Raw genomic sequence first — 24084 nt, 5'->3', positions numbered from 1 at the left:
AGTAAGGTCAATTTCACATCCTCTTTTTTCCCTTCGCTAATCCATTTTATCAAAAAAAACAGCCTCAAGGATTTCCTCCCCTGAGGCTGTTACTCTATTTTATTTTAAAATGCTTTCTTTACAGCGTCATGCACTTCTTGCAAGGTTTTCCCCATGCCTGACTCCACTGCTGCTACATAAGCCCCTTCAACTAAAGGACCTTCGACAAGGAGAGCCTTCTCTGTCTCGTTCATTTCGATTGCCATTTCCGCATTCATCTTCGCGCTACCGATATCGTAAAATAACAGCACGCCTTCTCCCTTGTCTGCTTCCGCTATCGCCTCTGTGATTTTCTCAATGCTAGTACCAATCTCATCGTCATCCGTACCACCGGCTGTTTCAATTGGTACGTCTGTCATTACCTGGCGAATTAAATCTTTGAGACCTTCCGCTATTTTAGGGCTATGAGAAATCAGGACAATACCTACATAAGAACTCATCAATTATGCACGCTCCTTCAGTACATCACTTAATGCATCGAATAAATAGAAGGAAGAGGCAGAACCTGGATCAATATGCCCCTGTGACTTGTCTTTAAAATAAGCGGCACGCCCTTTTGTGGCCAGCATATCCTTCGTATTCTCCATTGCCTGCTTTGCTGTCTCTGATAAAACCTCTGCTGTAAAATCTTGCTCTTCCGTGAGCGCTTCGGAAACCGGGTACCACACATCAACCATGGTTTTTTCTCCAGCTTCTGCCTTACCACGTTGTTTTACCCCTGCGACTGCCTGTTCTATCCCGTTAACAAAAGCCTCATATGAGACCGTTTCGGCACCTTTCACGGCAGTCGAGAGTTTTAAAAAGGCTGTTCCAAATAATGGGCCAGACGCACCACCCACTTTTGACATGAGCGTCATGGCAACATCTTTTAGCACATCTGCAGGTGTCTCATAGGTTTCCTTTGTTACCTTATTTTCGACTTCTTGAAAGCCCCTTGCCATATTAATCCCATGGTCGCCGTCCCCTATCGGTTGATCCAATGTCGTTAAATAAGGTTTGTTTTCCTGCATTTTTTCATTTGTTTTTTTCATCCAGTCTACTATGAGTTGTACGTCTAATCCCATTGCGAATTCTCCTTTCTTTGTTGACCAATATTAGCTACGAAAAGCAGGAGCATCTGAATCGGCATCCAGCAATGTTTTTAGCTCATCATCCAGCTTGAGTAAGGTGACAGAACATCCTGTCATCTCAAGTGCTGTCATGTACTCTCCGACAAATGTCTTGTACACGGTAATACCTTTCTCTTTCAGTATTTCCTGTACCCGTTTATTTACAATGTACAGCTCCATTTCTGGTGTAGAGCCCAGCCCATTGATCATCACAGCAACATCTTCGCCTGTAGTATAGTCAAGATCTTGTAAAACTTTTGCGGTTAATTCCTCTGCTATTTGGTCTGCGCTGGCTATTTCCTTTCGCTCTATCCCAGGCTCGCCATGGATTCCAATGCCGATTTCCATTTCATCGTCTTTTAATTCAAAGCTTGGACTCCCAGCTGCCGGGACAGTACATGGTTTTAACGCCATCCCCATGGAACGGACGTTGGCAACCACCTTTTCTCCAACCTGTTTTACTTCTTCTAAAGATCCACCAGACTCTGCTTTTGCGCCTGTAATTTTATGAACAAAGACTGTTCCAGCAATTCCTCGTCGGCCAGTCGTAAACGAACTATCTTCTACTGCAACATCATCATTGACGACGACATACTGCACATCAATACCTTCAGCTTCTGCTAGTTCTGCTGCCATTTCAAAGTTTAAAACGTCTCCCGTATAATTCTTTATAACAAGAAATACGCCTGACCCACCATCTACTGCTTTGATCGCTTCCAATACTTGATCTGGTGTTGGCGAGGTAAACACTTCACCTGCTACTGCAGCATCAAGCATTCCTTTTCCAACATACCCAGCATGTGCTGGCTCATGGCCGCTTCCTCCGCCACTGACAATCCCTACTTTTCCTTGGACAGGCGAATCTTTTCTAGCAAGAACCATTGTCTCAGGTACTTGCTTTAATGCTTCTGGGTAGGCTACTACCATTCCTTGCACCATGTCTTGTACAACTTGATTTGGATCGTTAATAATTTTTTTCATTATCTTCTCTCCTCTTCCATTAAAATTTGCAATGAATCAAGCAATCATGCACGTTAGCTATTAATGTGCTTCTTTTCGATTTCTTTTACTCAGTCAATTTCCATTGGAGATGAGAAAGAGGAAGACTCTACTTACCTTTGTTTATAAAGATAAATGGAGCTTCCCCTTTCTTTTCCCTTTACAGGTTTCTATTTAAACGTTCTTGTAGCCTCGACCGCTTTCTCCCAACCAGCATAAAGGCTATTACGCTTTCCTTCTGTCATAGCTGGTTTAAATGTTTTCTCGATATTCCATTGTTTTGCGATTTCCTCTTTATCTTTCCAATACCCTACAGCTAAGCCAGCTAGATAAGCTGAGCCAAGTGCGGTAGTTTCTTGTACATCTGGGCGTTCAACAGGTACATCCAGCATGTCACTTTGGAATTGCATTAGGAAGTCATTTTTTACTGCTCCACCATCTACACGCAATGTTTTAAGATCAATACCGGAATCTTTGATCATAGCATCCAATACATCTTTTGATTGGTAGGCAAGTGATTCTAGTGTTGCACGAACAAAGTGATCTTTAGTCGTACCACGTGTCAATCCGAACATAGCACCCCTTGCATCACTATCCCAATAAGGTGTACCAAGTCCTACAAATGCTGGCACCATATAAACACCATCAGTAGAATCTACATTTTTAGCAAGCTGCTCCGTTTGTGGTGCGCTTTCAATAAGTTTTAGACCATCACGTAGCCACTGAATAGCAGAACCTGCGACAAAGATACTTCCTTCTAGTGCATATTCTACTTTTCCATCAACACCCCAAGCAAGCGTTGTTAACAAGCCATGCTCTGATTTAACGCCTTCTTCACCAGTATTCATTAACATGAAACAACCTGTTCCATATGTGTTTTTCGCCATTCCCTTTTCAAAGCACGCCTGACCAAATAATGCTGCCTGTTGGTCGCCCGCTATACCTGCAATTGGCACCTCATGGCCGAAGAAATGGTAAGAAGCAGTATGTGCGTAAACTTCAGATGATTGCTTTACCTCAGGTAGCATGCTTTTTGGAACAGTTAAAATATCAAGCAATTCATCGTCCCACTTTAGATCATAGATATTGAACATAAGGGTTCTTGACGCATTAGAGTAATCGGTAATATGTGTTTTTCCACCGGAAAGCTTGTAAACAAGCCAGCTGTCGATCGTTCCAAATAACAGATCGCCATTGTGTGCTTTCTGTCTTGCGCCTGCCACATGATCAAGGATCCATTTTACTTTTGTTCCAGAGAAATACGGATCAAGTAGTAAACCTGTTTTCTTATTGAAAAGTTCATTGTGTCCTGCTTCTCTTAGTTCCCTACAAATACCTTCTGTTTGTCTTGATTGCCAAACAATCGCCTGATAGATTGGCTTCCCTGTGTTTTTATTCCATACAACTGCAGTCTCACGCTGGTTCGTAATTCCAATTCCAGCAATGTCTGTCGGCTCTGCGTCTGCTTTACGAAGCACATCCGCGATACAAGCTAGAACAGATGTCCAGATTTCATTGGCATCATGCTCCACCCAGCCTGGCTCCGGGAAAAATTGCTGAAATTCCTTTTGTGCTGTTTCTACGATTGCTCCGTCATGATTAAATAAAATAGCCCGTGAACTCGTTGTCCCTTGATCAATGGATAAGATATACTTTTTACTCATTATAATTCCCCCTTAAGAAATTTTTTGTTCTACTTTGTTTGCTGTACTTTTTCCTTTTTTCAATTCAGCATTCGCTGCACCAATGAATAGGATTGCTACCAATGCGCTCATTATCCAGAAAAGAGCACCGAAGTTTCCTAGAAACATAGCATTATAGAATGCTGCTCCGTAGATACCTCCAAGAATTGGTCCTACAACTGGAATCCAAGAATACCCCCAGTCAGAACCGCCTTTTCCTGGTATTGGAAGAAGCGCATGTGCGATACGTGGACCCAAATCCCTTGCAGGGTTAATCGCATAGCCTGTAGCTCCACCAAGTGACATCCCAATGGCAATGATAAGTGCACCCACGATAATTGGATTCAACCCTTCTGTGAATTCGTTTGCACCAATGAATAAAAGTCCCATTAATAAAGCAAATGTTCCAACCATCTCACTAATTAGATTCGAGAATGGGCTACGAATTGCTGGATCTGTAGCAAATACGCCCAGCTTAGCACCTTGATCTTCCGTTTCTTTCCAATGTGGTAAATAATTAAAGAATACTATTGCTGCCCCTATCATGGCACCAATTAATTGTGCTGTAATGTATAATGGTACATCGGCCCACGGAAATTCACCAATTGCGGCAAATCCGAGCGTTACGGCAGGGTTTAAATGTGCTCCTGAAAAATTCCCAACGGCATAAACACCTAAAGCAACAGCAAGACCCCAGCCAATTGTAATGACTACCCAGCCAGCACCTTCTGCTTTGGTTTTCTTCAAGACGACGCCACCTACTACACCGCCACCAAAAATGATTAAAATCATCGTACCAATAAGTTCTGCTAAAAACTCGGACATGTAAAACACCCCTTTATGTTCATTAATAGTTAATCGCCAACGGTAAAAGACCCACACTTTAACAGACATACTCCTAGCAAGGAATATCTATTAAAGTGTGGGTCTCCATATCTCCGCCACATAATTAACTTGTGCTTTCATCATAAACCAAACTGAAAGCGGTGTCAATTAAATTTAATAAATTATTCCTAGATTATTAGATTTCTTTCTTACTAACCTCATACCTTTGTACCGTATACCAGTCTTTACAAGCAGAAAGTCTTACATGGACTGCCCCCCTTCTATCTCAAATAAGGTACAAGCGTTATTAGTTTATGTAACTAGATTAAAAATAATACCGTAGCTATCTCATGATTTAAGTGGTGTTTTCCCGCAAATAACGACATATATTTCCCGGGAAATGAAACATTTTTGTAGTGCAAGTTTCCTAGATTGTCTATGCTCCAAGGCATAAAAAAACCATTCCAATGTTAGGAATGGTTTACAAGTAAATCGCTCGTTTCGGCTTTATCTTTGTCACGCTTAGCTAGTCTGACAAGAAGATACACAATAGGAGTATCTACAATGGCAACAAGCAGTTTAAAACAATATTGTGTGGCAATCATTCCAAGTAAAACGGCAGTTGGCACTGTTCCCCAGAATGCAATGGTGATAAAGATGCTCGTATCCACCAGCTGACTCGTCATTGTGGAGAGATTGTTACGTAGCCATAGCTTACTATTACCATGCTTCTTTTTTAGGCGATGAAACAAGCTGACATCCAAGTGCTGACTGGCCAAATATGATAATAGACTCGCTAGCATCACACGGAAGCTACCACCTAGAATGGTTTCGAATTCTGTCTGTACTGTAAAGACTGGTGCCGCTGGTAACTCGATTGCAATAAATACAAAAACGAGTACGAGGATTTGTGTCAGAAAGCCTGCCTGAACTGTTTTCCTTGCAGCTTGCTTCCCGTATACCTCCCCAATAACATCCGTGATAATAAAAGTAATTACATATACAATAACCGCTGCCGGTAAAATAAACTCTCCGATTGCAAAGAGTTTTACACCTAGAATATTTGACACTATTAATAGTCCTGCAAATAAAGCATTTAGATATAAATACATTTTTTTCTCTCCTCTTTGATGAGAAGAACTTAGCAACCCTCTATTATCGATTGTCTACTTTTTCTGGATAAAGATCATGATTCATTAGTCGTTGCTCTGCCATTTTTTCATACTTTGTTCCTGGCTTCCCATAGTTACAATAGGGATCGATCGAGATGCCACCACGAGGGGTGAATTTACCCCACACCTCAATATACCTAGGATCCATTAAGTTAATCAAATCGTTCATGATCACATTAATACTGTCCTCATGAAACCCACCATGGTTACGAAAGCTGAACAAATACAGTTTTAGAGCCTTACTTTCTACCATTTTCACATCGGGAATATAGCTTATGTATAAGGTAGCGAAATCTGGCTGTCCTGTCATCGGACAAAGCGTCGTAAATTCAGGACAATTAAATTTCACAAAGTAGTCTCTGTCCTGATGGTTGTTTTCAAAGATTTCTAGCACATCAGGATTATAGTCAAACGCATAAGTTGTTCCCTGACTTCCAAGCAGTGTTAGTTCGGAAAGATCTTGTTCTTTCATCGTATTTACCTCCTCTTACTATTTTTCACATCAAAAAAGCCATGTACCTACTAAGGCACATGGCTCGATTCGCATCATCTGTCCTTAGTTTTTTATAGAGGGTTTAAGCTAAGAACCTCTCGCATTGTTACCTGACATATTATATCGATTGGCCATAACACTGTCAATGCAATTATGATTGTGGTTTGTCCCCTACAAGCACCATTGTCCATTCATGCACTTCATAATTTCGTGCACCTTTTTCAACATACGGATCTGCTTTAACTAATGCTTCTGCTTCTTCTAGACTATCAGCCTGGTAAATGACAAGTCCACCAGCACCGTCTGTAAATCTACCTTTGGCAAATACCTTTCCCTGTTCCTCCATCTCTTCCAAATAGGCTAAATGGTCAGGACGATACGTTTTACTTTTTTCCTCATCTTTCATTGGCAACGAAGCCGCATAGTAGTTCATTATGTTCTCCCTTTCTCTTTCTAGCATATCTCTTATTTTGTCGTTTTTCTCTCCACATAGCAAGTGGAATTATTCTGGCTTCAAAGTTAGTTCCTCGCCATTGAATGACTTAAGATTTGTTTCATGATAGTTTCCGTACACCCAATCTTCCAACTGGTCATCATACCAGTCACTTTTAAAATGCCCGGATTGCCCTGGACCGACGATATGATAGCCTTTCTCCATGTCATTGGAATCAATCACAAATCGCCAAGAAGCCCCGTGATCGACCATCCCTGTCTTTTTCTCATAGCTTGCTGCCATTGGTGTAACACTACTTCCCCCGACTTCCATCGGCTTTTCATTATTGAAGAAAAAGGCCAGGACAGGATTGATTCCAAAGAGTGGATGGACAAATTGAATCTGGTGATAGTCTCCCCATCGCCATTCATTTATCGCGTCCCCATACTCTTCCTTTAGCTTCTCTATCGTTTTACTAAATGTTTCTCCCAATAGTCCTTCTATCCCGCCCTCCTCCTCGACCCAAATAGAAGTATCTCCACGAAGCGCGGTTCGTAACAATTCATCTGTTGTTTGTCCTTTACCAGAAAACATGCCCATCATGTTGCGTGGTATATCTTTATATAATCGGTTTTCGATCTCCTCCATCCAGTGGTGATAAAGGAGGGCTTGGGAACTTTCGACATCATCTTCATAGTCCCATTTTCGTAACAGCTGGATAGCTTGTTGCTCAGTGTCCGTAAGATCTGTTCCACTTAAAGTCTCTGCGAAAAGCGGGACAAATTCTCTTGCTCGTAAATTTTTAATATCCATCTGTAATGCCATCATGTCTTCTGCTGTTAGGTTTGTTCCTGCTTCTAACACTTCAGAAATACGTTCATACCTGTAAGGTTGTGCCCAAACGTTGCTTATATGGTACGGATAACCGTCTCCAGTAATTTTATTGTTCGCTGTGGCAATATAGCCTTTTTCCGGATTCACTACACGAGGCAGCTCATCAAACGGAATAAATCCTTTCCAATCATTTTCTGCTTCCCATCCGGCTAATGGAAGCAAAGCATCTTCCCCATCCTCATAAATGGGAATGTTTCCGTTAGCCTTATAGGCAATGGTGCCATCCTTGTCGGCAAACACAAAATTCTGTGCTGGAGCAAGGAACTTCTCTAAACCTGTTTCGAATTGCTCCCAATCAGCTGCTTTATTGATAGACAAAATCGCTTCCAGCTCTGTTGTCGCATCCAAGGCTGTCCATCTTAAAGAAAGAACGGTATCTTTGCCTGTGTCCTCAGTAAATTCGGAAATAATTGGACCGTGCCTTGTTTCTATCACGTCATAATCGATTGTTTCTTCATCTTTTACCTTAATTGGTTCTTCAATAACATTTGCTTCTTCCCAGCTATCTTCATAAAGAAATGCTCTGTCGTTATCCGGGCTACGCTTTTCGACATATAGCTGTTGTACGTCTGGTCCTGTATTGGTTACGCCCCAGGCTATATTATCGTTATGGCCAAGAATAATACCCGGTACTCCAGCGAAAATCACACCACTTACATTCATTTCCTCTGCTTGTAAATGCATTTGGATCCAAATCGAGGGTGTTGCTAATCCCAAATGCGGGTCATCCGCAAGCAGGGGCATGCCTGAAGCTGTTTTATCACCGCTAACCACCCAGTTATTGCTCCCATTAAACGTATGAGGGATGACTGCCTTCTCAAAACTACTAGCAATATCCAGTTCCCCTTCCCCGATAATAGTCGGCTTATCTTTCGGGTATGCTGGGAAAAGTTCTAATGCCTTCTCCTCCTCAAATGTTTCTAATAGGTAGTGATTAAAGGCTTGGCTTTCCCAATGTCCGCCTAAATCGAATGCCATATACTTTCCAATCGTTAGGGAGTCTAATGGTGTCCATTCAGCTGGCTTGGACCCCATCAAGGTAAACTCAATTGGTAAACTGTTTTCTTCAATTGCTTCTTCAATATAGGCATTGACGCCATCTGCAAAGCTCTGGAGCACAGCTTTGGATTCGTCGGTATATAGCTCATATGATTTCTCAGCCGCTCTTCTTAGACCCAAAGTACGGAAGTATTTATCATTGTCCACTGCTGCTGAACCTACGATTTCACTTAATGTCCCTGAAGCTTGACGACGCGACATTTCCATTTGAAAAATCCGGTGTTGAGCCTGCACATAGCCTTGAGCCATATATAAATCATGCTCTGTGGTTGCGCTAATATGTGGCACTCCTTGTTCATCTGTTACAACTGTTACCTCATTCTGTAATCCTGCCAGGTCAATTTCTCCATCAACTTGTGCCAGAGAACGATTTATGTATGCGTTTACAAAAAATAAGGTAATAAGTAGAATAATTATGATTATGCCAGTAGTTATCAGGACGCGCTTTTTCCATTTTTTCTTTTTTGTTTCTTGGATTACTTCTATACTTTGTGCCTCCACCGTCATTCCCCCATTTATATTTTCTCTATGATATAGCTTATTCGCCATAATTTAGAATAATCCTGCTCACTAGAGGTTTGGTCGACTGGAGATCTTGTGTAGTGATATGAGGAGAGTCTGTTTGATTGATTGGAGTGCGCATGTTGATGATTGGCGCTCCTGTTTAATTGACTGGAGTGCGCAGACCGTTGATTGGCGCCCCTGTTTAATTGATTGGAGTGCGCAGACCGTTGATTGGCGCCCCTGTTTAATTGATTGGAGTGCGCAGGCCGTTGATTGGCGCCCCTGTTTAATTGATTAGAGTGCGCAGGCCGTTGATTGGCGCTCCTGTTTAATTGATTGGAGTGCGCTGGCCGTTGATTGGCGTCCCCGTTTGATTGATTGAAGTGCTCGCGCCGTTGATTGGCGCTCCTGTTTAATTGATTGAAGTGCTCGTCTTGTTGATTGGCGTTCCCGTTTGATTGTAAGCCACGCTAATACCTCTCTATTAAATAAAACCCTGCACTTATGCAGGGTTTTAAACTTATTCGGATACAGTCACGTTATACTTCCGCAGCCAATAATCAATTTGACATAAATGAGCAATGAGTTGCGGCCCTTTCATAAGCTGACCATACCATGGATCCTTAAATTCCTTACCTTCACTTTCCAAAATGGCTTTCACTTTCTCTCTATCCATGAATTCAAAAAGCCGGGCATTTTCATCATCTAAAATTTCTTCCATCCAAGTAACGACTGCCTTCGTGTACTCTGGTTGAAATGTTTTAGGATATGGGCTTTTTTTGCGATATAGCACTTCATCAGGTAATATGCCCTCCATGGCTTTTCGTAAGATCCCTTTTTCTCTATCTCCAACCATTTTTATATCCCATGGAATGTTCCAAACGTATTCTACAAGCTTGTGATCTGCAAAGGGTACTCGGACCTCTAGACTGGCTCCCATGCTCATCCTGTCCTTACGATCAAGCAGCTGTGCCATAAACCAGTGCATGTTCAAGTAAAAGAGTTCTCTACGATGTGCATCCTCTTCCGTCTCTCCCTCCAAGCGTGGGGTCTCTGCGATCGTTTCCTGATAGCGATTTTCTACATATGTTTTAAGATCAAGCTTTTCCTGCCATTCTGGGAGTAATAGATCCACCCTAGAATCAAGGGAGCGCATCCAAGGAAAGCTTGCTTCTTCACTACTAGGAGGGTTATGAAACCATGGGTAACCACCAAAGATCTCATCAGCACATTCTCCTGATAAACTCACCGTTGTATGCTCTTTTATTTTGTGGCAAAACCATAACATGGATGAATCAATGTCTGCCATGCCAGGTTGGTCACGCAAATAAACAGACTCCTTCAAGTGGTCCGCAAGTTCCTTTCCGCTTATCACTTCATCATGGTGATCTGTTTTACTATAAGCAACCATTTTCTTTATCCACGGTTGATCACTTGATGGTTGGAACTTACTTGCAACAAAATGCTCGTCGTTTCCCTCATAATCTATCGAAAAAGTAGTAAGCTGTTCTTGTCTCAGTTTTTCAAAATGCTCTGCAGCGATTGCTGTAATCGCGCTGGAGTCTAGCCCACCTGATAAAAAGGTTGATACGGGTACATCAGCAACGAGCTGACGTTGCACTGCATCAACGAATAAATGTCTTACTTTTTCTGCTGTTTCGTCCAATGAATCGGTATGTTGTTTACTCGTTACATTCCAATAGCGCCATACCTGTAATCCTTGTTTAGAATAGGTCAAGGAATGACCTGCTCGCAACTCCTTACAGCCTTTAAATAGGCCATGCCCTGGTGTACGTGATGGTCCTAGTCCAAATACTTCTGCAAGACCTGATTTATCCACTTCCGGCTTTACATCCACATGTGCCAAAATTGCCTTCAATTCTGACCCAAACACAAATTTTCCTTCTGCTTCATAGTAAAAGAGCGGTTTTACACCAAGACGATCACGGCTCATAAAAAGTTGATTTTTTTCTTCATCCCAAACTCCAAAGGCATAAATTCCATTTAAGTGGTCTACACACTTTTCCCGCCAGGCAATGTAGGCAGTGAGCAGAACCTCTGTATCAGACGTAGTCTTAAATTGGTACCCTTCTTTAATTAAGTCGTTTCTCAATTCTTCCGTATTATATAGCTCTCCATTATAAACAATTGTAAATTGGTAGCCATTTGCCTTTCTGGTCATAGGCTGTACGCCACCTTCTAAATCCACAACAGACAAGCGTTTATGTCCAAAGGCAGCATGAGGATGGAACCAATACTGCGTATCATCAGGTCCTCTAAGTGACAGGGTATTTGTCATATTTTGTATTATGGTTTTATCTGAACGTGCAAATGTATGCCAATCTACATAGCCGGCAATCCCACACATAGTGCGTCATCCTTTCTCGTTGCAAAAATCTATACAGACCATCCTATGCATGTGGGCAAAAAAGTATGCGTGCCCTTAAGTTATCATGCTATGTAGATACGGCTACGAAATATGCATATATGTATAAATTCGCTTAGAAAAACTCGGTTCGTCCTTTAGCTAATGTGTATGTTTTTCTTATACTCGGTAACTCAAATCTTCAACTTCGTCGATTTTACTTCCTTGCTGAAATTTTATACTTTCTCAATGTACAAAAAAAGAAGACCCGTAAAGGATCTTCTTTTTTATGTTATTCAGCTGTAGGTGCTTCTTCAGCAGTTACAGTAATTTCGTGTTTATCAGGAACCCCATCGAAGGCAATAGAGTAGTTTTGAACACGGTTATTAACAGGCACTAACAATGCACGGTATAATGTAGGGAATACCGGTACTTCCTCAACCATGAACTCCTGCCATTCGTTGTAAACTTTTTTACGATGTTCTACATCAAATGATTTCTCAGAAAGTCCTTCTGCAAGTAACTCGTCATTCTTCTCACTAGCGTAACGAGAGAAGTTAAAGAGAGCATCGCGACCGTAAAGACCAGCTGGACTTACATCATTCCCAACGCCCCATGCACCTTGGAAAATGTCTACTGCTGGATCATCGTCACCATTTTGTCCAACACGATCATAGAAAGTATTGAATTCTTGTAAGCGACCATCTAAAAGTTGAACATTTAGACCAACAGCTTCCCAAGATTGAATATAATAGTTAGCTAGTGGTTCAGCAGTGTCTCCACCTGACATAGAAGCAAAGTTTATTACCAATTCTTCGCCTTCAGGATTTTCACGCATACCATCGCCATCTACATCTTCATAACCAGCTTCGTCAAGAATCTGTTTTGCTTTTTCAGGATCATATTCTACACCAGGATTTTCAGCATCATGGAATTCAGGATGAGATGGTGGAATTAATGTAGTTGCATTCCAACGTAACCCGTTATAGAATTGCTCTCCTACTGCGTTATTATCAACAGCATGCCACATTGCTTTACGCAAGTTTACATCTGCCATTTTTTTACTATCATCTGGAGCCACTTCTTTTGCATCAGCGTCCCAAGTACCTAGCTTGAAGCCAATATACGTATAAGCCATATCAGTTTGTCCAAGGTATTCAACATTAGACATGTCTGCATTATCAGGGTATTGATCTACAGGGAAGCTATCTACTGTATCTACTTCACCTGTTTTAAGTGCTTGAACTACAGTACTTGGATTAATAACTTTTACTGTAACACCATCAAGCTTTGGTTCTCCTGCCCAGTAATCGTCATTTTTTACCATTGTTACGGACTCACCAGGTACGATACTCTCTACTTTAAATGGTCCAAACCCAATTGGATTTTCACGTACTTCTGGTGCTTCGATCATGTCAGCAACCGGAATATCTTTAAAAATATGTTTTGGTAGTGCATAAGCCCATATCCCACCAGTTAATAGCGATGGTGTAGACTCAATGTACGTAACCTTTAATGTTTTTTCATCTACTACTTCTACACCGGAGATACTATCAGCTTCACCATTGTGGTAAGCTTCCATTCCTTCAATGTTAGTGAAATCTTCCCCATAACGTACGCCTGGGTATTCCGGGTCACCAATTACTTCAAAAGCAAATGCCCAATCTTCTGCAGTAACAGGCTCACCATCATGCCAATTTACGTTATCACGAATGGTGAAAGTGAAAACTTTCCCGTCTTCATCTACTTCATAGGTTGCTGCGCCATCGTTTGTGTACAGGAAGTTTTCATCCCATGATAGTAATGACTCATCAAACCAACTAATGATTTCTGCATCATATGTTCCAGAATAGAAATTCCAGTTAAGCGTTCCTTCAAAAGCGGTGTCTGTAACAAGACCAAAGTTTAACTTTCCGCCTTCAATTGCTTCCCCTTCACTTGTTTTTTCGGTAGTGAAGTCTTCGATGGAGTATAGCCCATCATCTTCTTCTGCTTTTTCCTCTGATCCACCTTCTTTGCTTCCACCTTCTGAGTCAGAGCTTCCACTCTCCTCAGAATCGCCACCGTTACATGCTGCAAGCGCAAGCAACAAAACAAGCATAAGTGCAAATAGCGCCTTACTCCAACTTGCTTTTGTCATCCTAATACCCTCCCTTTTTTTGCCTTTCTTTTGTGCAACAGGCCGATAAGATAAATCGGCCCGCTACAATATATACTCAACATTTCTATGTTTAGTCATAGAAACGCAGGTAACAATGTTTAAATATTGCGAATATACGGTGTAACTAAGTGACTTACCCTCTTCTTTGCCTTGCATCTGTGGCACGCTTCAATGCCTGTCCCACGTTATTTACAGCTAACATCAACACTAATATTAGTATTGCAGCTGGAACCCAGATCCACCATCTAAATTCAAGTGTTTGCGGGTTTGTAGCATAGCTTAACAGTGTACCTAAACTAGGCGTACTCTCTGGAAAACCAAATCCTAAGAAGGATAAACCAGATTCTAGCCCAATGTTTGCAGCAAGGTTTAGCGTCATTGTTACAATAATTAAAGAACTTAAATTTGGTAACACCTGTGTCATCATGATTTTAAAGTTTGACGACCCCAATGTCTTGGAAGCTTGCGCATAATCCAGTTCTTTTTCCTGTAGTGCTTTTGAACGAATAAGTCTTGCGATTCCCATCCATAAAAATGCAGTCATAATAAGAGAGAATGAGAGTACACTATATTTTGGAACAATAGCTACAAATACAATAACAACCATGAGAAAAGGTAGTACTAAAAAGAAATCTACAATACGCATCATAATGTTATCAACAGTACCACCGAAATAGCCTGATACTAAGCCATAGAGAACACCAATCACCCCTGTCATTAGAGTTACGAGGATTCCGATTGATAGCGAGTTACGTGTACCGATTATTAACTGTCCAAATATATCTCTTCCACCATAATCGGTTCCCAGAATAAATTCATCACCTGGTGGCTCATGGATTGAAAAAAGGTCCACTGTTACAATTTCATCTTGATTTAGAAATAGCGATATACCATATACGAACAAAGTAATTAAAACAAGTAATATTAAAGAAAACAATGCGATCTTGTCTCTCACAATTTCGCGCCATATGATACTAAAACCAGTAGGGCTTTTCGTAGCGACCTGCGGAGTACCATCGACTTTTACTTCTTTTGATTCCATTTTTTTCACCTCAGAGTCAATCGATTTCTATTTTATGCGGATACGCGGATCAACAAGACTTAAGATTATGTCGGAAATTAACGCTCCTAATATCGAGGCAATTCCGAACAATAATACAACAGATGTTACAACACTGTAATCACGTTGCGTGATCGACTCAAGAAACAACTGGCCCATTCCGGGGTATCCAAATATATTTTCCACAAACACCGTACCACCTATTAAACCTGTGATCTCAAAACCGAAGAATGCAGCAATTGGTAATAGCGAGTTACGTAGAATATGACGATTATAAACTCTGGATTCAGAAGCACCTTTTGCTCTTGCTGTTATAATAAAATCTTTTTGCTTTGTGTCTACAATCTCATTTCGTAAATATTGGACGGTATTAACTGTTGTAATTAACGCCATCGAGATGGCTGGCAATAGTAAATGCTGAATTTTACTAACTACATATTGAAATGTACCTGGTTCTGTACCTGGTGCTACACTTCCACTTGTCGGAAACCAACCTAACTGATATCCGAATATCCATAACATTACTAGTGCAAAGATGAATAATGGCGTGGCGAATCCTACATATGTATAACTTGTAATTAACTGATCAGCCCAAGAATCATTGTATCGTCCACTTGTAATTCCAAGGGGGATTGCGATGAGATACGTAATGATTAATGTAGCAACAGATAACCAGAAGGTATTAACAAGCCTTAGTTCAATTAAATCTGTTACAGGCATTTTGTATCTAAATGATTGACCAAGGTCTCCTTGTAAAGCACCACTTATCCAATCTGTATACTGTACATACCATGGATTATTTAGTCCTAATTTCTCACGCTGTGCTTCTATTGCTGCAGGATCAATGTTCGGATCTATTAGACCAGACAATGCATCACCAGGCATCATTTGCGCCATTAAAAATATTAGAACACTTAAAAGTACAATTTGGGGGAATGTTATAAAAAGTCGTCTAACTATGAATTTCCACATGTTCTATTCAACCTTTCTCCGGCAAAGCTACTAAGTGTGTATCGGATACGGATTGTAAGCCGTAAGCCAAGCCGTCGTTATCAAAATAGTCATTATATGATTGCTCGTATTCCGTTTGTACTTCCTGTCTAAATTGCTTTTTCTCTTCCCGTTTTTTCGGGTCAATATCCGGAATCGCAGCAACCAATCTTTTCGTGTATATATGTTGTGGATTGTTGAAAATATCTTGCTTCGTGCCTGATTCTACATAACGGCCCTTATACATAATGCCGATCTCGTCACACATATGTTTTACAATCCCTAAGTCATGACTAATAAATAAATAGGTTAAATTTAGTTCCTTTTGTATATCCTGCATAAAGTTCAGTACCTGTGCTTGTACAGAAACATCTAGGGCAGAAACTGGTTCATCGGCAATGATTAGTTTTGGTTTCAAGGCAATTGCTCTTGCAACCCCAATCCGTTGTCTTTGTCCACCGGAAAATTCATGTGGATACTTCAAAATACTCTCGGGACTTAGTCCAACTTGCTCTAATAGTTCATGAACACGTTGTCGTTCTTCTTTTCTTGAGAGCTTTTCATAATTTCGTAATGGCTCTGCAATGATATCGAGTACGCGTTTTTTTGGATTCAAGGAAGAATATGGATCCTGGAAGATCATTTGAATGTCTCTTCGTGGATCAATCGCCTTGCCTTTTATATTCAACTCTTCGCCTTCATATGTGATGTTGCCTTCGGTAATTTCATTTAATCCGACAATTGCTCTACCTGTTGTCGTTTTCCCTGATCCGGATTCACCAACTAGACCATACGTTTTACCTTGTTCGATTTCAAAGGACACACCATCAACAGCTCTGATTGCACCGATTGTACGATTAAATAATCCACCTTTGATAGGGAAATGTACTTTTAAATCTTCTACTTTAAGAAACGCCATTTGCTTGCTCCTCCTTGCTCTCATCTGGGAAGTAAAAATGGTTATGACATGTACAGCGAACAAAGTGACCTGGCGTTACTTCATGTAGCTCCGGGTTTTCTTCATGGGCTGATTCATCAACCCAAGGAATACGTGCAGCAAATCGGCAGCCTTGACGTGGCAGATTTTGCAATGATGGTACAATTCCTTGAATTACATGTAATTTGTCCTGTGCTTCATCCTCAGATGGCATGGAATTTAACAACGATCTTGTGTACGGGTGAAGAGGGTTATCAAACAATGCCCCTACTTCCGCAATTTCTACGATTTGGCCTGCATACATAACTGCAACCCTGTCAGCCATTTCCGCAACAACACCAAGATCGTGTGTAATGAGAATAATTCCGGCATTCATGTCCTCTTTTAAGTCACGAATCAAGTCCAGTATCTGTGCTTGAATGGTTACATCTAGGGCAGTTGTTGGCTCGTCTGCGATAAGGAGCTCCGGCTGGTTGGCGATAGCGGTCGCAATGATTATCCGTTGTCGCATTCCACCAGAAAGCTCGTGTGGAAACTGATCATAGGTATGATCCGGACGAGGAATACCTACTTTATTGAGTAAATCAACTACCTTATTTCTACGCTGTTTTGTTGACATATCTTTTTTATGGAGAAGAATTGCCTCTGCAATCTGATCTCCAACTGGCATCAATGGGTTTAATGCGGTTAAGGGATCTTGGAAAATCATGGCCATGTCATCACCGCGTAACTTATTTAGTTTAGTAGGTGAAATATTGGCAATATCTGCATCCTTAAAATGAATATTTCCTTCAATTTTGGCGCGATTATGTAATCCCATAACTGAAAATGCAAGAGCACTTTTACCGGAACCAGATTCACCTACGATTCCAAGTACTTCATTCTTATTCAGTGTCAACGTTACATCATCCACTGCTGCATAATAGTCATCTTTTATTCTAAATGAGGTCTTTAGGTTTTTAATTTCTAACAACTCTTTACTCAAATTAATCCCCCTACAAATATTTCTATAGTTTTATATATTGGCCTGATAGTCAGTAACTCGTGCTAATTTTGGTTATCGAATGAACGTTCTGAATATTTAAGGTAAAAAAATACGGTTACGTTGACTGTATTTCCATTTTCGCCGCTTTTTCTATTCTTCTGAAAATTTAAAACATTAAAGGAGTACCTCGACGTTTTATTATCCCATATGCTCACTCACTTCAAATCAGCATTGTTTTATATACCTTTGAAATCTATAAAATTTGATAAAGTATGTGTAAGAAATAAATTCTTAATAAAAACTTAATAGATTATATGTGATTATAAGTGAATATTTTCAAAAAAGCAATAGCTTCTCATACAATTTCTAGGTATAAATTTCTATATTTTGTGGAATCCTGTCATTTGTGAGGACTTTTATCTAGTAAGTTAAACATGCTAGTATTGTAGAAAAAGCGTTATATACGTCGATTTTCAGAGGATTTTACCCCATTTTCTCTACTATTCTTCCCCTCTCTCTTATTAGGCTCTTTCTTTTGTAAATTTTCGCACTGAATGGAATAATATATATAATCCCAAGTAATTTTATAGACATTAGGAGGAAATAAATTGAACCTACTTGATTTACAAACAAAAGAAGCACGCCAAAAAGCATTATTAGAGATAATTAAACCATTTAAAGAAAGAGCTACTAAACACGATGAAGAAGCAAGTTTTCCGTTTGAGAATTTTCAAGAGCTCAAGAATGCACGCTACACGGCACTTACTGTTCCACAAAAATATGGTGGTGCAGGTATTTCGTTGTCTGAGTTATTGTCCCTGCAGCAGCTTATTGCCGAAGCTGATGGCTCCACTGCACTTGCAGTTGGGTGGCATATGGGGATTACGAAGCACCTTGGAGAAAATAATGTCTGGGACGAAGCAACATATCGTCGTTTTGCTGAAAATGTCGTCAAAACTGGCGCCTTAATCAATAATGCTGCCTCTGAACCGGCAACAGGCAGCCCAACACGAGGTGGCAAACCTGAAACCACTGCAACATTGACAGCTGATGGTTGGGTACTGAACGGACGTAAGACCTTCACTACGCTAGCCCCTGTTTTGGATTATATTGTGGTCAGCGCCTCTATCAAGGACCAAGACAAGGTAGCAAATTTTCTCGTTAGACGTGATTCACCTGGTGTTCAGGTTGAGGAAACATGGGATTCTATTGCCATGAGAGGTACTGGTAGTCATGACTTAATTCTAGAGAATGTCCCTATTAATAAGGATGACTTGGTAGAAAATCTAACACCAGGCAAAAAACCTGCAGCTGGGTGGCTTCTTCATATACCTGCTTGCTACTTAGGAATTGCACGTGCTGCTCAACGCCATGCAATTGAATTTGCTACTAGTTATTCTCCTAATAGTGTGGAAGGCACCATTTCTGACTTGCCTAATGTAAAACAGAAACTCGGTGACATCGAGCTAGCATTAATGGAGAGCACTTATTTCTTACAAGCTGTAGCGCAGGAATGGGACTCGGCTACTGATGATGCTCGCAACCAAATGAAACCGACGCTTGGTGCCGTGAAGCTTTCTGTAGTGAATAAAGCACTTGAAGCAGTTGATTTGGCAATGCGTGTTGCAGGCGCAAGGAGTCTCTCACGGAAAAATCCGCTGCAACGCTATTATCGCGATGTTAGAGCAGGCCTTCATAACCCGCCAATGGATGATATGACAATCATGCAGTTAGCAGATAAAAGCATAAAAGAAAACGAATAGTTTTGTTGTAGCCCCTCTGGTTTGCGTTGCTGATCAGAGGTGTTTTTTTGTGGATGGGTGGTGTTGGTTGATTGAGTGGTGTTCTTGGTTGATTGGACGAGTATGTTGGTCGATTGAGTAGCGTTCTTGGTTGATTAAGAGGACTTGTTGGTTGATTGGAGACGGCAATCTTGGCCGAAATTTGCTCACTTATCGGCCGATGCTCCTACTTTCTAAAACGATGTGCTCACTCAACTGCCATCTCCCCATCTCCCCCTCCCTTCCAAAATAGTAAACAACCCTCTGCAATAAGATTGCAATCTAACTGTAAGATTAACTTTCTTCAAAAACGGTAATAGTATACAAGATTTACTATGTTCATTTAACACAGGTTTAAATTTAGCCAAAGGGGTGGAAAACATGAAAGGTATCATCTTAGCCGGAGGAAGTGGGACGCGTTTATCTCCCAGTACGGACAGCATCAACAAGCATTTGCTTGCAGTATATGACAAGCCGATGATTTATTATCCGTTATCTGTTTTAATGCTTGGTGGAATAAAAGAAATCATGATTATCAGTACACCTGAAGATACTTCCCGATTTGAGGAGCTTCTTGGTGATGGTTCTTCCCTTGGTATAACACTGAAATATAAGGAACAACAGAATCCGAAGGGGATACCTGAGGCTTTGACAATTGCCGAGGAATTCATTGGTAAGGAACCTGTAACCTTAATGCTTGCAGATAATATTTTTTACGGGCAAGGCTTCACAACCCTGTTACGAAATGCAATCAAGCATCACCGGCATGCAACCGTTTTTGGCTACCGTGTTAAAGATGCTCGTCGTTTCGGTGTAGTTGAATTTGACCACAAGCAAAAAGCAATCTCTCTTGAAGAAAAGCCAAGTAATCCAAAGTCTGACTTTGCCGTGACAGGTCTCTATATATATGACAATAAAGCGGTTCAGCTAGCGAAAAAGCTCAAGCCTTCTGCTCGAGGAGAACTTGAGATTACCGATTTAAATAAAGAATACTTAAAGCGTGGACAGCTAGATGTGGAGCTACTCGGCAGAGGTTTTGCCTGGATGGACGCCGGGACACACGAATCCCTATTCGAGGCTTCTGAATTTGTGAAGATTACCCAGCAACGTCAAGGGTTTAAGCTTGCTTGCTTGGAGGAAATAGCATATTACCTTGGATATATCTCACAAGATCAACTCTATAAGAAAGGGAAGTCCATGGAAAAGAATGACTACGGGCAATACTTACTAGAAATTGCCGCTCGGAAACACACACAACAATACTGGGATTCAATTGATCGAAATCCTATGCTGGGGCTGGTTGAATGAACAAACAAAAACCTGTGTTGCTTATAACGGGAGGCGCTGGATTCATTGGCTCCAATTTCCTGCGTTATATGCACGAAACCTATCCATATTACCATCTATTAAACTTAGATAAACTTACGTATGCTGGGAATACTTCGAATCTAAGTGAGCTTGAAACTTCTCCCACCTACACGTTGATAGAGGGAGATATCGCGGATGAACACTTGGTCCAACGCCTTTTTGATCAGTATGATATTCACGGTGTCATTCACTTTGCGGCAGAGTCCCATGTGGATCGCTCTATTGAAGATTCCAAGCAATTTGTCGAGACCAATGTCTTAGGCACCCTCGTTCTCTTGCAGGCAGCTAAACAAGATTGGGAGAAAAAGGGCGTTCTACAAGTAAGGCGTTTTCACCAAATATCAACAGACGAAGTCTATGGATCCCTTGGTGAAACAGGGAAATTCTCTGAAGACACACCGTATGATCCGCGAAATCCCTATAGTGCGTCTAAGGCGGGGGCAAATTTAATGGTCAGGAGCTTTGGTCATACGTATAACATGAATGTCGTTATTTCAAGCAGTTCTAATAATTACGGGCCAAGACAACATACAGAAAAGTTGATACCAACCATTATTTCTAAAGCACTACAAAATGTACAGATACCGATTTATGGAGACGGGAAAAATGTCCGCGATTGGCTCTATGTAGACGATCATTGCCGCGCTTTGGATCTTATTTTCCATCAAGCTCCCCCCTTCTCCACTTATAACATTGGAGGCGGCAATGAAATACGAAACATCGATATTGCAAAAGAAATTTGTAGCATCCTAGATGACATAAAACCAGAGCTTTTAAAAGAAACAAAGCTTGCTAGTTTTCAAGATTTAATCACACATACACATGATCGACTTGGCCATGATCGCCGATATGCCGTGGACGATTCCAAGCTGCGCAAAGAGATAGGCTGGGAGCCGAAGGAAGCATTGTCCACTGGATTACGTAAGACGGTTCAATGGTATGTGAACCAATGGGAAAGTGTAGCATCGCCATGATTTCGGTTGTCATCCCCGTCTATGGCTGTAAAACCTGTCTTGACGAACTAAGCAGCCGGCTTGCATCGACCTTTGCAACAATCCCAGTCGACTATGAAATCATTTTTGTAAATGATGCAAGTCCTGATGGGGCGTGGATGAAAATAAGTGAGCTACATGAAAAGAATCCCCATATTAAAGGGATTGACCTTGCACGTAATTTCGGGCAACATCATGCCATCACAGCAGGACTCGACCATGCACAGGGTGACTGGGTAGTGGTGATGGACTGTGATTTACAGGATCGTCCAGAAGAAATTCCGAAGCTTTATGAAAAAGCACTTGAAGGCTATGATGTCGTTTTCGGACGGAGAGTTCAGCGTCATGACGGACTGCTGAAAAAGGCGTCCTCCAAACTCTTTTACCGGGTTTATGATTATATTACAGGTCATACATCTGACCATACGGTGGCCAATTTCAGCATCAATTCCAAAAAGGTAGTAGAAGGTTTTAAAAGCATGCGCGAGCAGAGCCGCTTTTTCCCGCTATTCATTCAATGGATGGGCTACCCATCTGTCTCGATTGAGGTAGAACATAATGAGCGGAGAGCGGGAAAATCCTCCTATAATATAAAAAAACTGGTCCGTTTGGCTACAGACGGTATTATCTCGCAATCAAATAAACCGCTGCGGTTATCGATTCAATTTGGCTTCTTTATTGCCAGTATTTCATTTTTATATGGACTTTACTTGTTCTTTCGCTACTTTTTCCTAGCAGAGCCCGTGCAAGGCTGGACCAGTGTCATGGTGTCCATCTACTTTATTGGCGGGCTAATGTTCTGTAACCTCGGCATCCTTGGCCTTTATATCGGGAAAGTATTTAACGAAGCAAAAGATCGACCACTATATCTCATACGCGACACTACTGAAAACAAAAGCGGAGAACGCCGCTTAAAAACGTAGCGACTGCGCCTGGCCATGCCAGGTGGCTTCAAGTTGCCACGCAAAGTGGCTGTTTTAATGGAGCAATCCCCTTACGAGATAAAGGAATCACGATGAGGTACGAATCGATGATGACTTTCACCCTCCGGGTATAAGTGGGACTAGGCCTCTGGTTTTAACCAGTCGGCAAGTCTTCTTTATTACAGGGCGCTTCGGGAAGTTGCCTAGTTTTTGGCGTTCGGAGCTAGATGTAAATACACAGACAAGGAAAAGGAGCTGATATGATGGAAAACTATTTGCAGCCTACCCCATGGGATAAACGAAACTTTCATGTTGAAACATATGAAGTAACCTCTTTAACAGAGGAAGCGTTAAAGCAGACAAATGAAACGGAGGGCCATTTCACCTTAAAAACGGATCCGCTTGCCAACAAAGAAAATCTTCGTAAGTATGGTTTTTACTATGTAGATACATTAATTGAACCAGTTTGCAAAAAGGACGATTTACGGGTAGTGGAAAAGGAAGGGATTGAATTGTCTAGAACCTTTCCTACTGATGAGATCATTGCAATAAGCGGAGAGGCTTTTTCAGGAGGACGGTTTCACCGCGATCCGGAAATTCCAAATTTCATGGCAGATAACCGTTACCGAAATTGGGTAAAGGACTTAATTGACGAAGATAAGATCATTGCTCTTTATTATCAAAATGAGCTAGCGGGGTTTTATGCCTACCAGGATGACAAGGTGCTGTTGCTCGGTATCCATGAAGCATTTCGCGGTAAAGGATTAACAAAGGCGTTTACCAGTCTTGCCGTCCAGGAGCATTTCCGTTTCAGTGAACTTGAAACGATTCGAACTTCCATTTCTCCTTCCAATCTAGCATCCTTAAATCTCTTTTTATCACTAGGGTTTAAGATGAGAGGCGCGGTGGATATCTATCATAAACTAAATGGTTCACTGCCAGTAGGTGTCTAGATATGGGCTATCTTTATATACTCGGCACCATTTCCTTTACGGTATATGGTCAACTCATTTTGAAGTGGAAGATGGATCAAGTCGGTGAATTACCCGACTCCTTCGTGGAAAAATTCACGACATTGCTCCAGCTGCTGCTAAATCCATGGATCATATCCGGCTTTCTATCAGCCTTCTTAGCAGCATTATGTTGGATGGCAGCCATGACGAAATTTGATATTAGTTATGCTTATCCATTTATGAGCCTTTCATTTGTCCTTGTATTTATTCTCTCTGCATTTCTATTTCAAGAACCGGTCTCCATGCAAAAAGTCATCGGTTTTTCTTTCATAATTCTAGGCATTATTGTGATGAGGTGAT

General features: G+C 41.2%; 21 protein-coding genes and 1 riboswitch. Of the genes, 6 read left to right on the top strand and 15 right to left on the bottom strand.

Translation table 11 applies throughout. The features are described 5' to 3' along the window. Nucleotides 1-104: 104 nt before the first annotated feature. The 15 genes from dhaM to ACTWPF_RS05755 form a co-directional block, all read right to left on the bottom strand. The gene (gene dhaM, locus ACTWPF_RS05825) at nucleotides 105-479 is read right to left on the bottom strand and encodes a dihydroxyacetone kinase phosphoryl donor subunit DhaM (protein ID WP_443148649.1); all 375 of its coding nucleotides are present in this window, start codon (nucleotides 477-479) and stop codon (nucleotides 105-107) included. 3 nt (nucleotides 480-482) lie between these two features. Continuing rightward, nucleotides 483-1103, bottom strand: a complete 621-nt coding sequence (gene dhaL / locus ACTWPF_RS05820; RefSeq protein ID WP_443148648.1) for a dihydroxyacetone kinase subunit DhaL — start codon at nucleotides 1101-1103, stop codon at nucleotides 483-485. A 30-nt stretch (nucleotides 1104-1133) separates the two neighbouring features. After that, nucleotides 1134-2129: a dihydroxyacetone kinase subunit DhaK gene (gene dhaK, locus ACTWPF_RS05815; protein WP_443148647.1), complete on the bottom strand. Its 996-nt coding sequence runs from the start codon at nucleotides 2127-2129 to the stop codon at nucleotides 1134-1136. Between the two features lie 188 nt (nucleotides 2130-2317). Further along, a complete protein-coding gene (glpK, locus tag ACTWPF_RS05810) occupies nucleotides 2318-3811 on the bottom strand; it encodes a glycerol kinase GlpK (protein WP_443148646.1) in 1494 nt (497 codons plus the stop codon). Between the two features lie 12 nt (nucleotides 3812-3823). Then, entirely contained in the window at nucleotides 3824-4654 is an 831-nt protein-coding gene (locus tag ACTWPF_RS05805; RefSeq protein WP_443148645.1) for an MIP/aquaporin family protein, read from the bottom strand. Nucleotides 4655-5124: 470 nt separating this feature from the next. Further along, on the bottom strand, nucleotides 5125-5766 hold the full coding sequence (locus ACTWPF_RS05800) for a queuosine precursor transporter (protein ID WP_443148644.1): 642 nt from the start codon (nucleotides 5764-5766) through the stop codon (nucleotides 5125-5127). Nucleotides 5767-5809: 43 nt separating this feature from the next. Beyond that, entirely contained in the window at nucleotides 5810-6298 is a 489-nt protein-coding gene (gene queF, locus ACTWPF_RS05795; protein WP_238019872.1) for a preQ(1) synthase, read from the bottom strand. A 78-nt stretch (nucleotides 6299-6376) separates the two neighbouring features. After that, nucleotides 6377-6423: riboswitch (PreQ1 riboswitch) on the bottom strand. Between the two features lie 47 nt (nucleotides 6424-6470). After that, nucleotides 6471-6752: a YciI family protein gene (locus ACTWPF_RS05790; protein ID WP_058950853.1), complete on the bottom strand. Its 282-nt coding sequence runs from the start codon at nucleotides 6750-6752 to the stop codon at nucleotides 6471-6473. 69 nt (nucleotides 6753-6821) lie between these two features. Beyond that, complete coding sequence (locus ACTWPF_RS05785; RefSeq protein ID WP_443148643.1) at nucleotides 6822-9254, bottom strand: penicillin acylase family protein; 2433 nt, start codon at nucleotides 9252-9254, stop codon at nucleotides 6822-6824. A 475-nt stretch (nucleotides 9255-9729) separates the two neighbouring features. Continuing rightward, on the bottom strand, nucleotides 9730-11577 hold the full coding sequence (gene asnB / locus ACTWPF_RS05780) for an asparagine synthase (glutamine-hydrolyzing) (protein ID WP_443148642.1): 1848 nt from the start codon (nucleotides 11575-11577) through the stop codon (nucleotides 9730-9732). Between the two features lie 289 nt (nucleotides 11578-11866). Continuing rightward, the gene (gene opp4A, locus ACTWPF_RS05775) at nucleotides 11867-13714 is read right to left on the bottom strand and encodes an oligopeptide ABC transporter substrate-binding protein (RefSeq protein WP_443148641.1); all 1848 of its coding nucleotides are present in this window, start codon (nucleotides 13712-13714) and stop codon (nucleotides 11867-11869) included. Nucleotides 13715-13868: 154 nt separating this feature from the next. After that, on the bottom strand, nucleotides 13869-14777 hold the full coding sequence (locus tag ACTWPF_RS05770; protein ID WP_443148640.1) for an ABC transporter permease: 909 nt from the start codon (nucleotides 14775-14777) through the stop codon (nucleotides 13869-13871). Between the two features lie 27 nt (nucleotides 14778-14804). Further along, nucleotides 14805-15767, bottom strand: coding sequence for an oligopeptide ABC transporter permease (gene opp4B, locus ACTWPF_RS05765; protein WP_443148639.1), 963 nt, complete (start codon nucleotides 15765-15767; stop codon nucleotides 14805-14807). A gap of 7 nt (nucleotides 15768-15774) precedes the next feature. Continuing rightward, nucleotides 15775-16704: an ABC transporter ATP-binding protein gene (locus ACTWPF_RS05760; RefSeq protein WP_443148638.1), complete on the bottom strand. Its 930-nt coding sequence runs from the start codon at nucleotides 16702-16704 to the stop codon at nucleotides 15775-15777. Continuing rightward, a complete protein-coding gene (locus ACTWPF_RS05755) occupies nucleotides 16691-17707 on the bottom strand; it encodes an ABC transporter ATP-binding protein (protein WP_443148637.1) in 1017 nt (338 codons plus the stop codon). Before ACTWPF_RS05755 ends, ACTWPF_RS05760 begins: the two co-directional genes overlap by 14 nt. Before the next feature lie 608 nt (nucleotides 17708-18315). On the opposite strand from ACTWPF_RS05755, the gene ACTWPF_RS05750 reads away from it, so the two are divergent. The 6 genes from ACTWPF_RS05750 (at nucleotide 18316) to ACTWPF_RS05725 (ending at nucleotide 24083) form a co-directional block, all read left to right on the top strand. After that, on the top strand, nucleotides 18316-19470 hold the full coding sequence (locus ACTWPF_RS05750; protein ID WP_106897495.1) for an acyl-CoA dehydrogenase family protein: 1155 nt from the start codon (nucleotides 18316-18318) through the stop codon (nucleotides 19468-19470). A 399-nt stretch (nucleotides 19471-19869) separates the two neighbouring features. After that, nucleotides 19870-20796, top strand: coding sequence for a glucose-1-phosphate thymidylyltransferase RfbA (gene rfbA, locus ACTWPF_RS05745; RefSeq protein WP_443148636.1), 927 nt, complete (start codon nucleotides 19870-19872; stop codon nucleotides 20794-20796). Further along, a complete protein-coding gene (rfbB, locus tag ACTWPF_RS05740; RefSeq protein ID WP_443148635.1) occupies nucleotides 20793-21830 on the top strand; it encodes a dTDP-glucose 4,6-dehydratase in 1038 nt (345 codons plus the stop codon). The genes rfbA and rfbB overlap by 4 nt, the downstream gene beginning before the upstream one ends. Continuing rightward, on the top strand, nucleotides 21806-22771 hold the full coding sequence (locus ACTWPF_RS05735) for a glycosyltransferase family 2 protein (RefSeq protein WP_443148634.1): 966 nt from the start codon (nucleotides 21806-21808) through the stop codon (nucleotides 22769-22771). Before rfbB ends, ACTWPF_RS05735 begins: the two co-directional genes overlap by 25 nt. A 263-nt stretch (nucleotides 22772-23034) precedes the next feature. Further along, nucleotides 23035-23724, top strand: a complete 690-nt coding sequence (locus tag ACTWPF_RS05730) for a GNAT family N-acetyltransferase (protein ID WP_443148633.1) — start codon at nucleotides 23035-23037, stop codon at nucleotides 23722-23724. Between the two features lie 2 nt (nucleotides 23725-23726). Further along, complete coding sequence (locus tag ACTWPF_RS05725) at nucleotides 23727-24083, top strand: EamA family transporter (RefSeq protein ID WP_036575453.1); 357 nt, start codon at nucleotides 23727-23729, stop codon at nucleotides 24081-24083. Nucleotide 24084 lies beyond the last annotated feature (1 nt).

Origin of the sequence: Oceanobacillus sp. M65 (assembly GCF_052246275.1) — a bacterium.
GTDB classification, from domain to species: domain Bacteria; phylum Bacillota; class Bacilli; order Bacillales; family Amphibacillaceae; genus Oceanobacillus_B; species Oceanobacillus_B jordanicus.
This window is presented reverse-complemented; position numbering and strand designations above follow the sequence as displayed.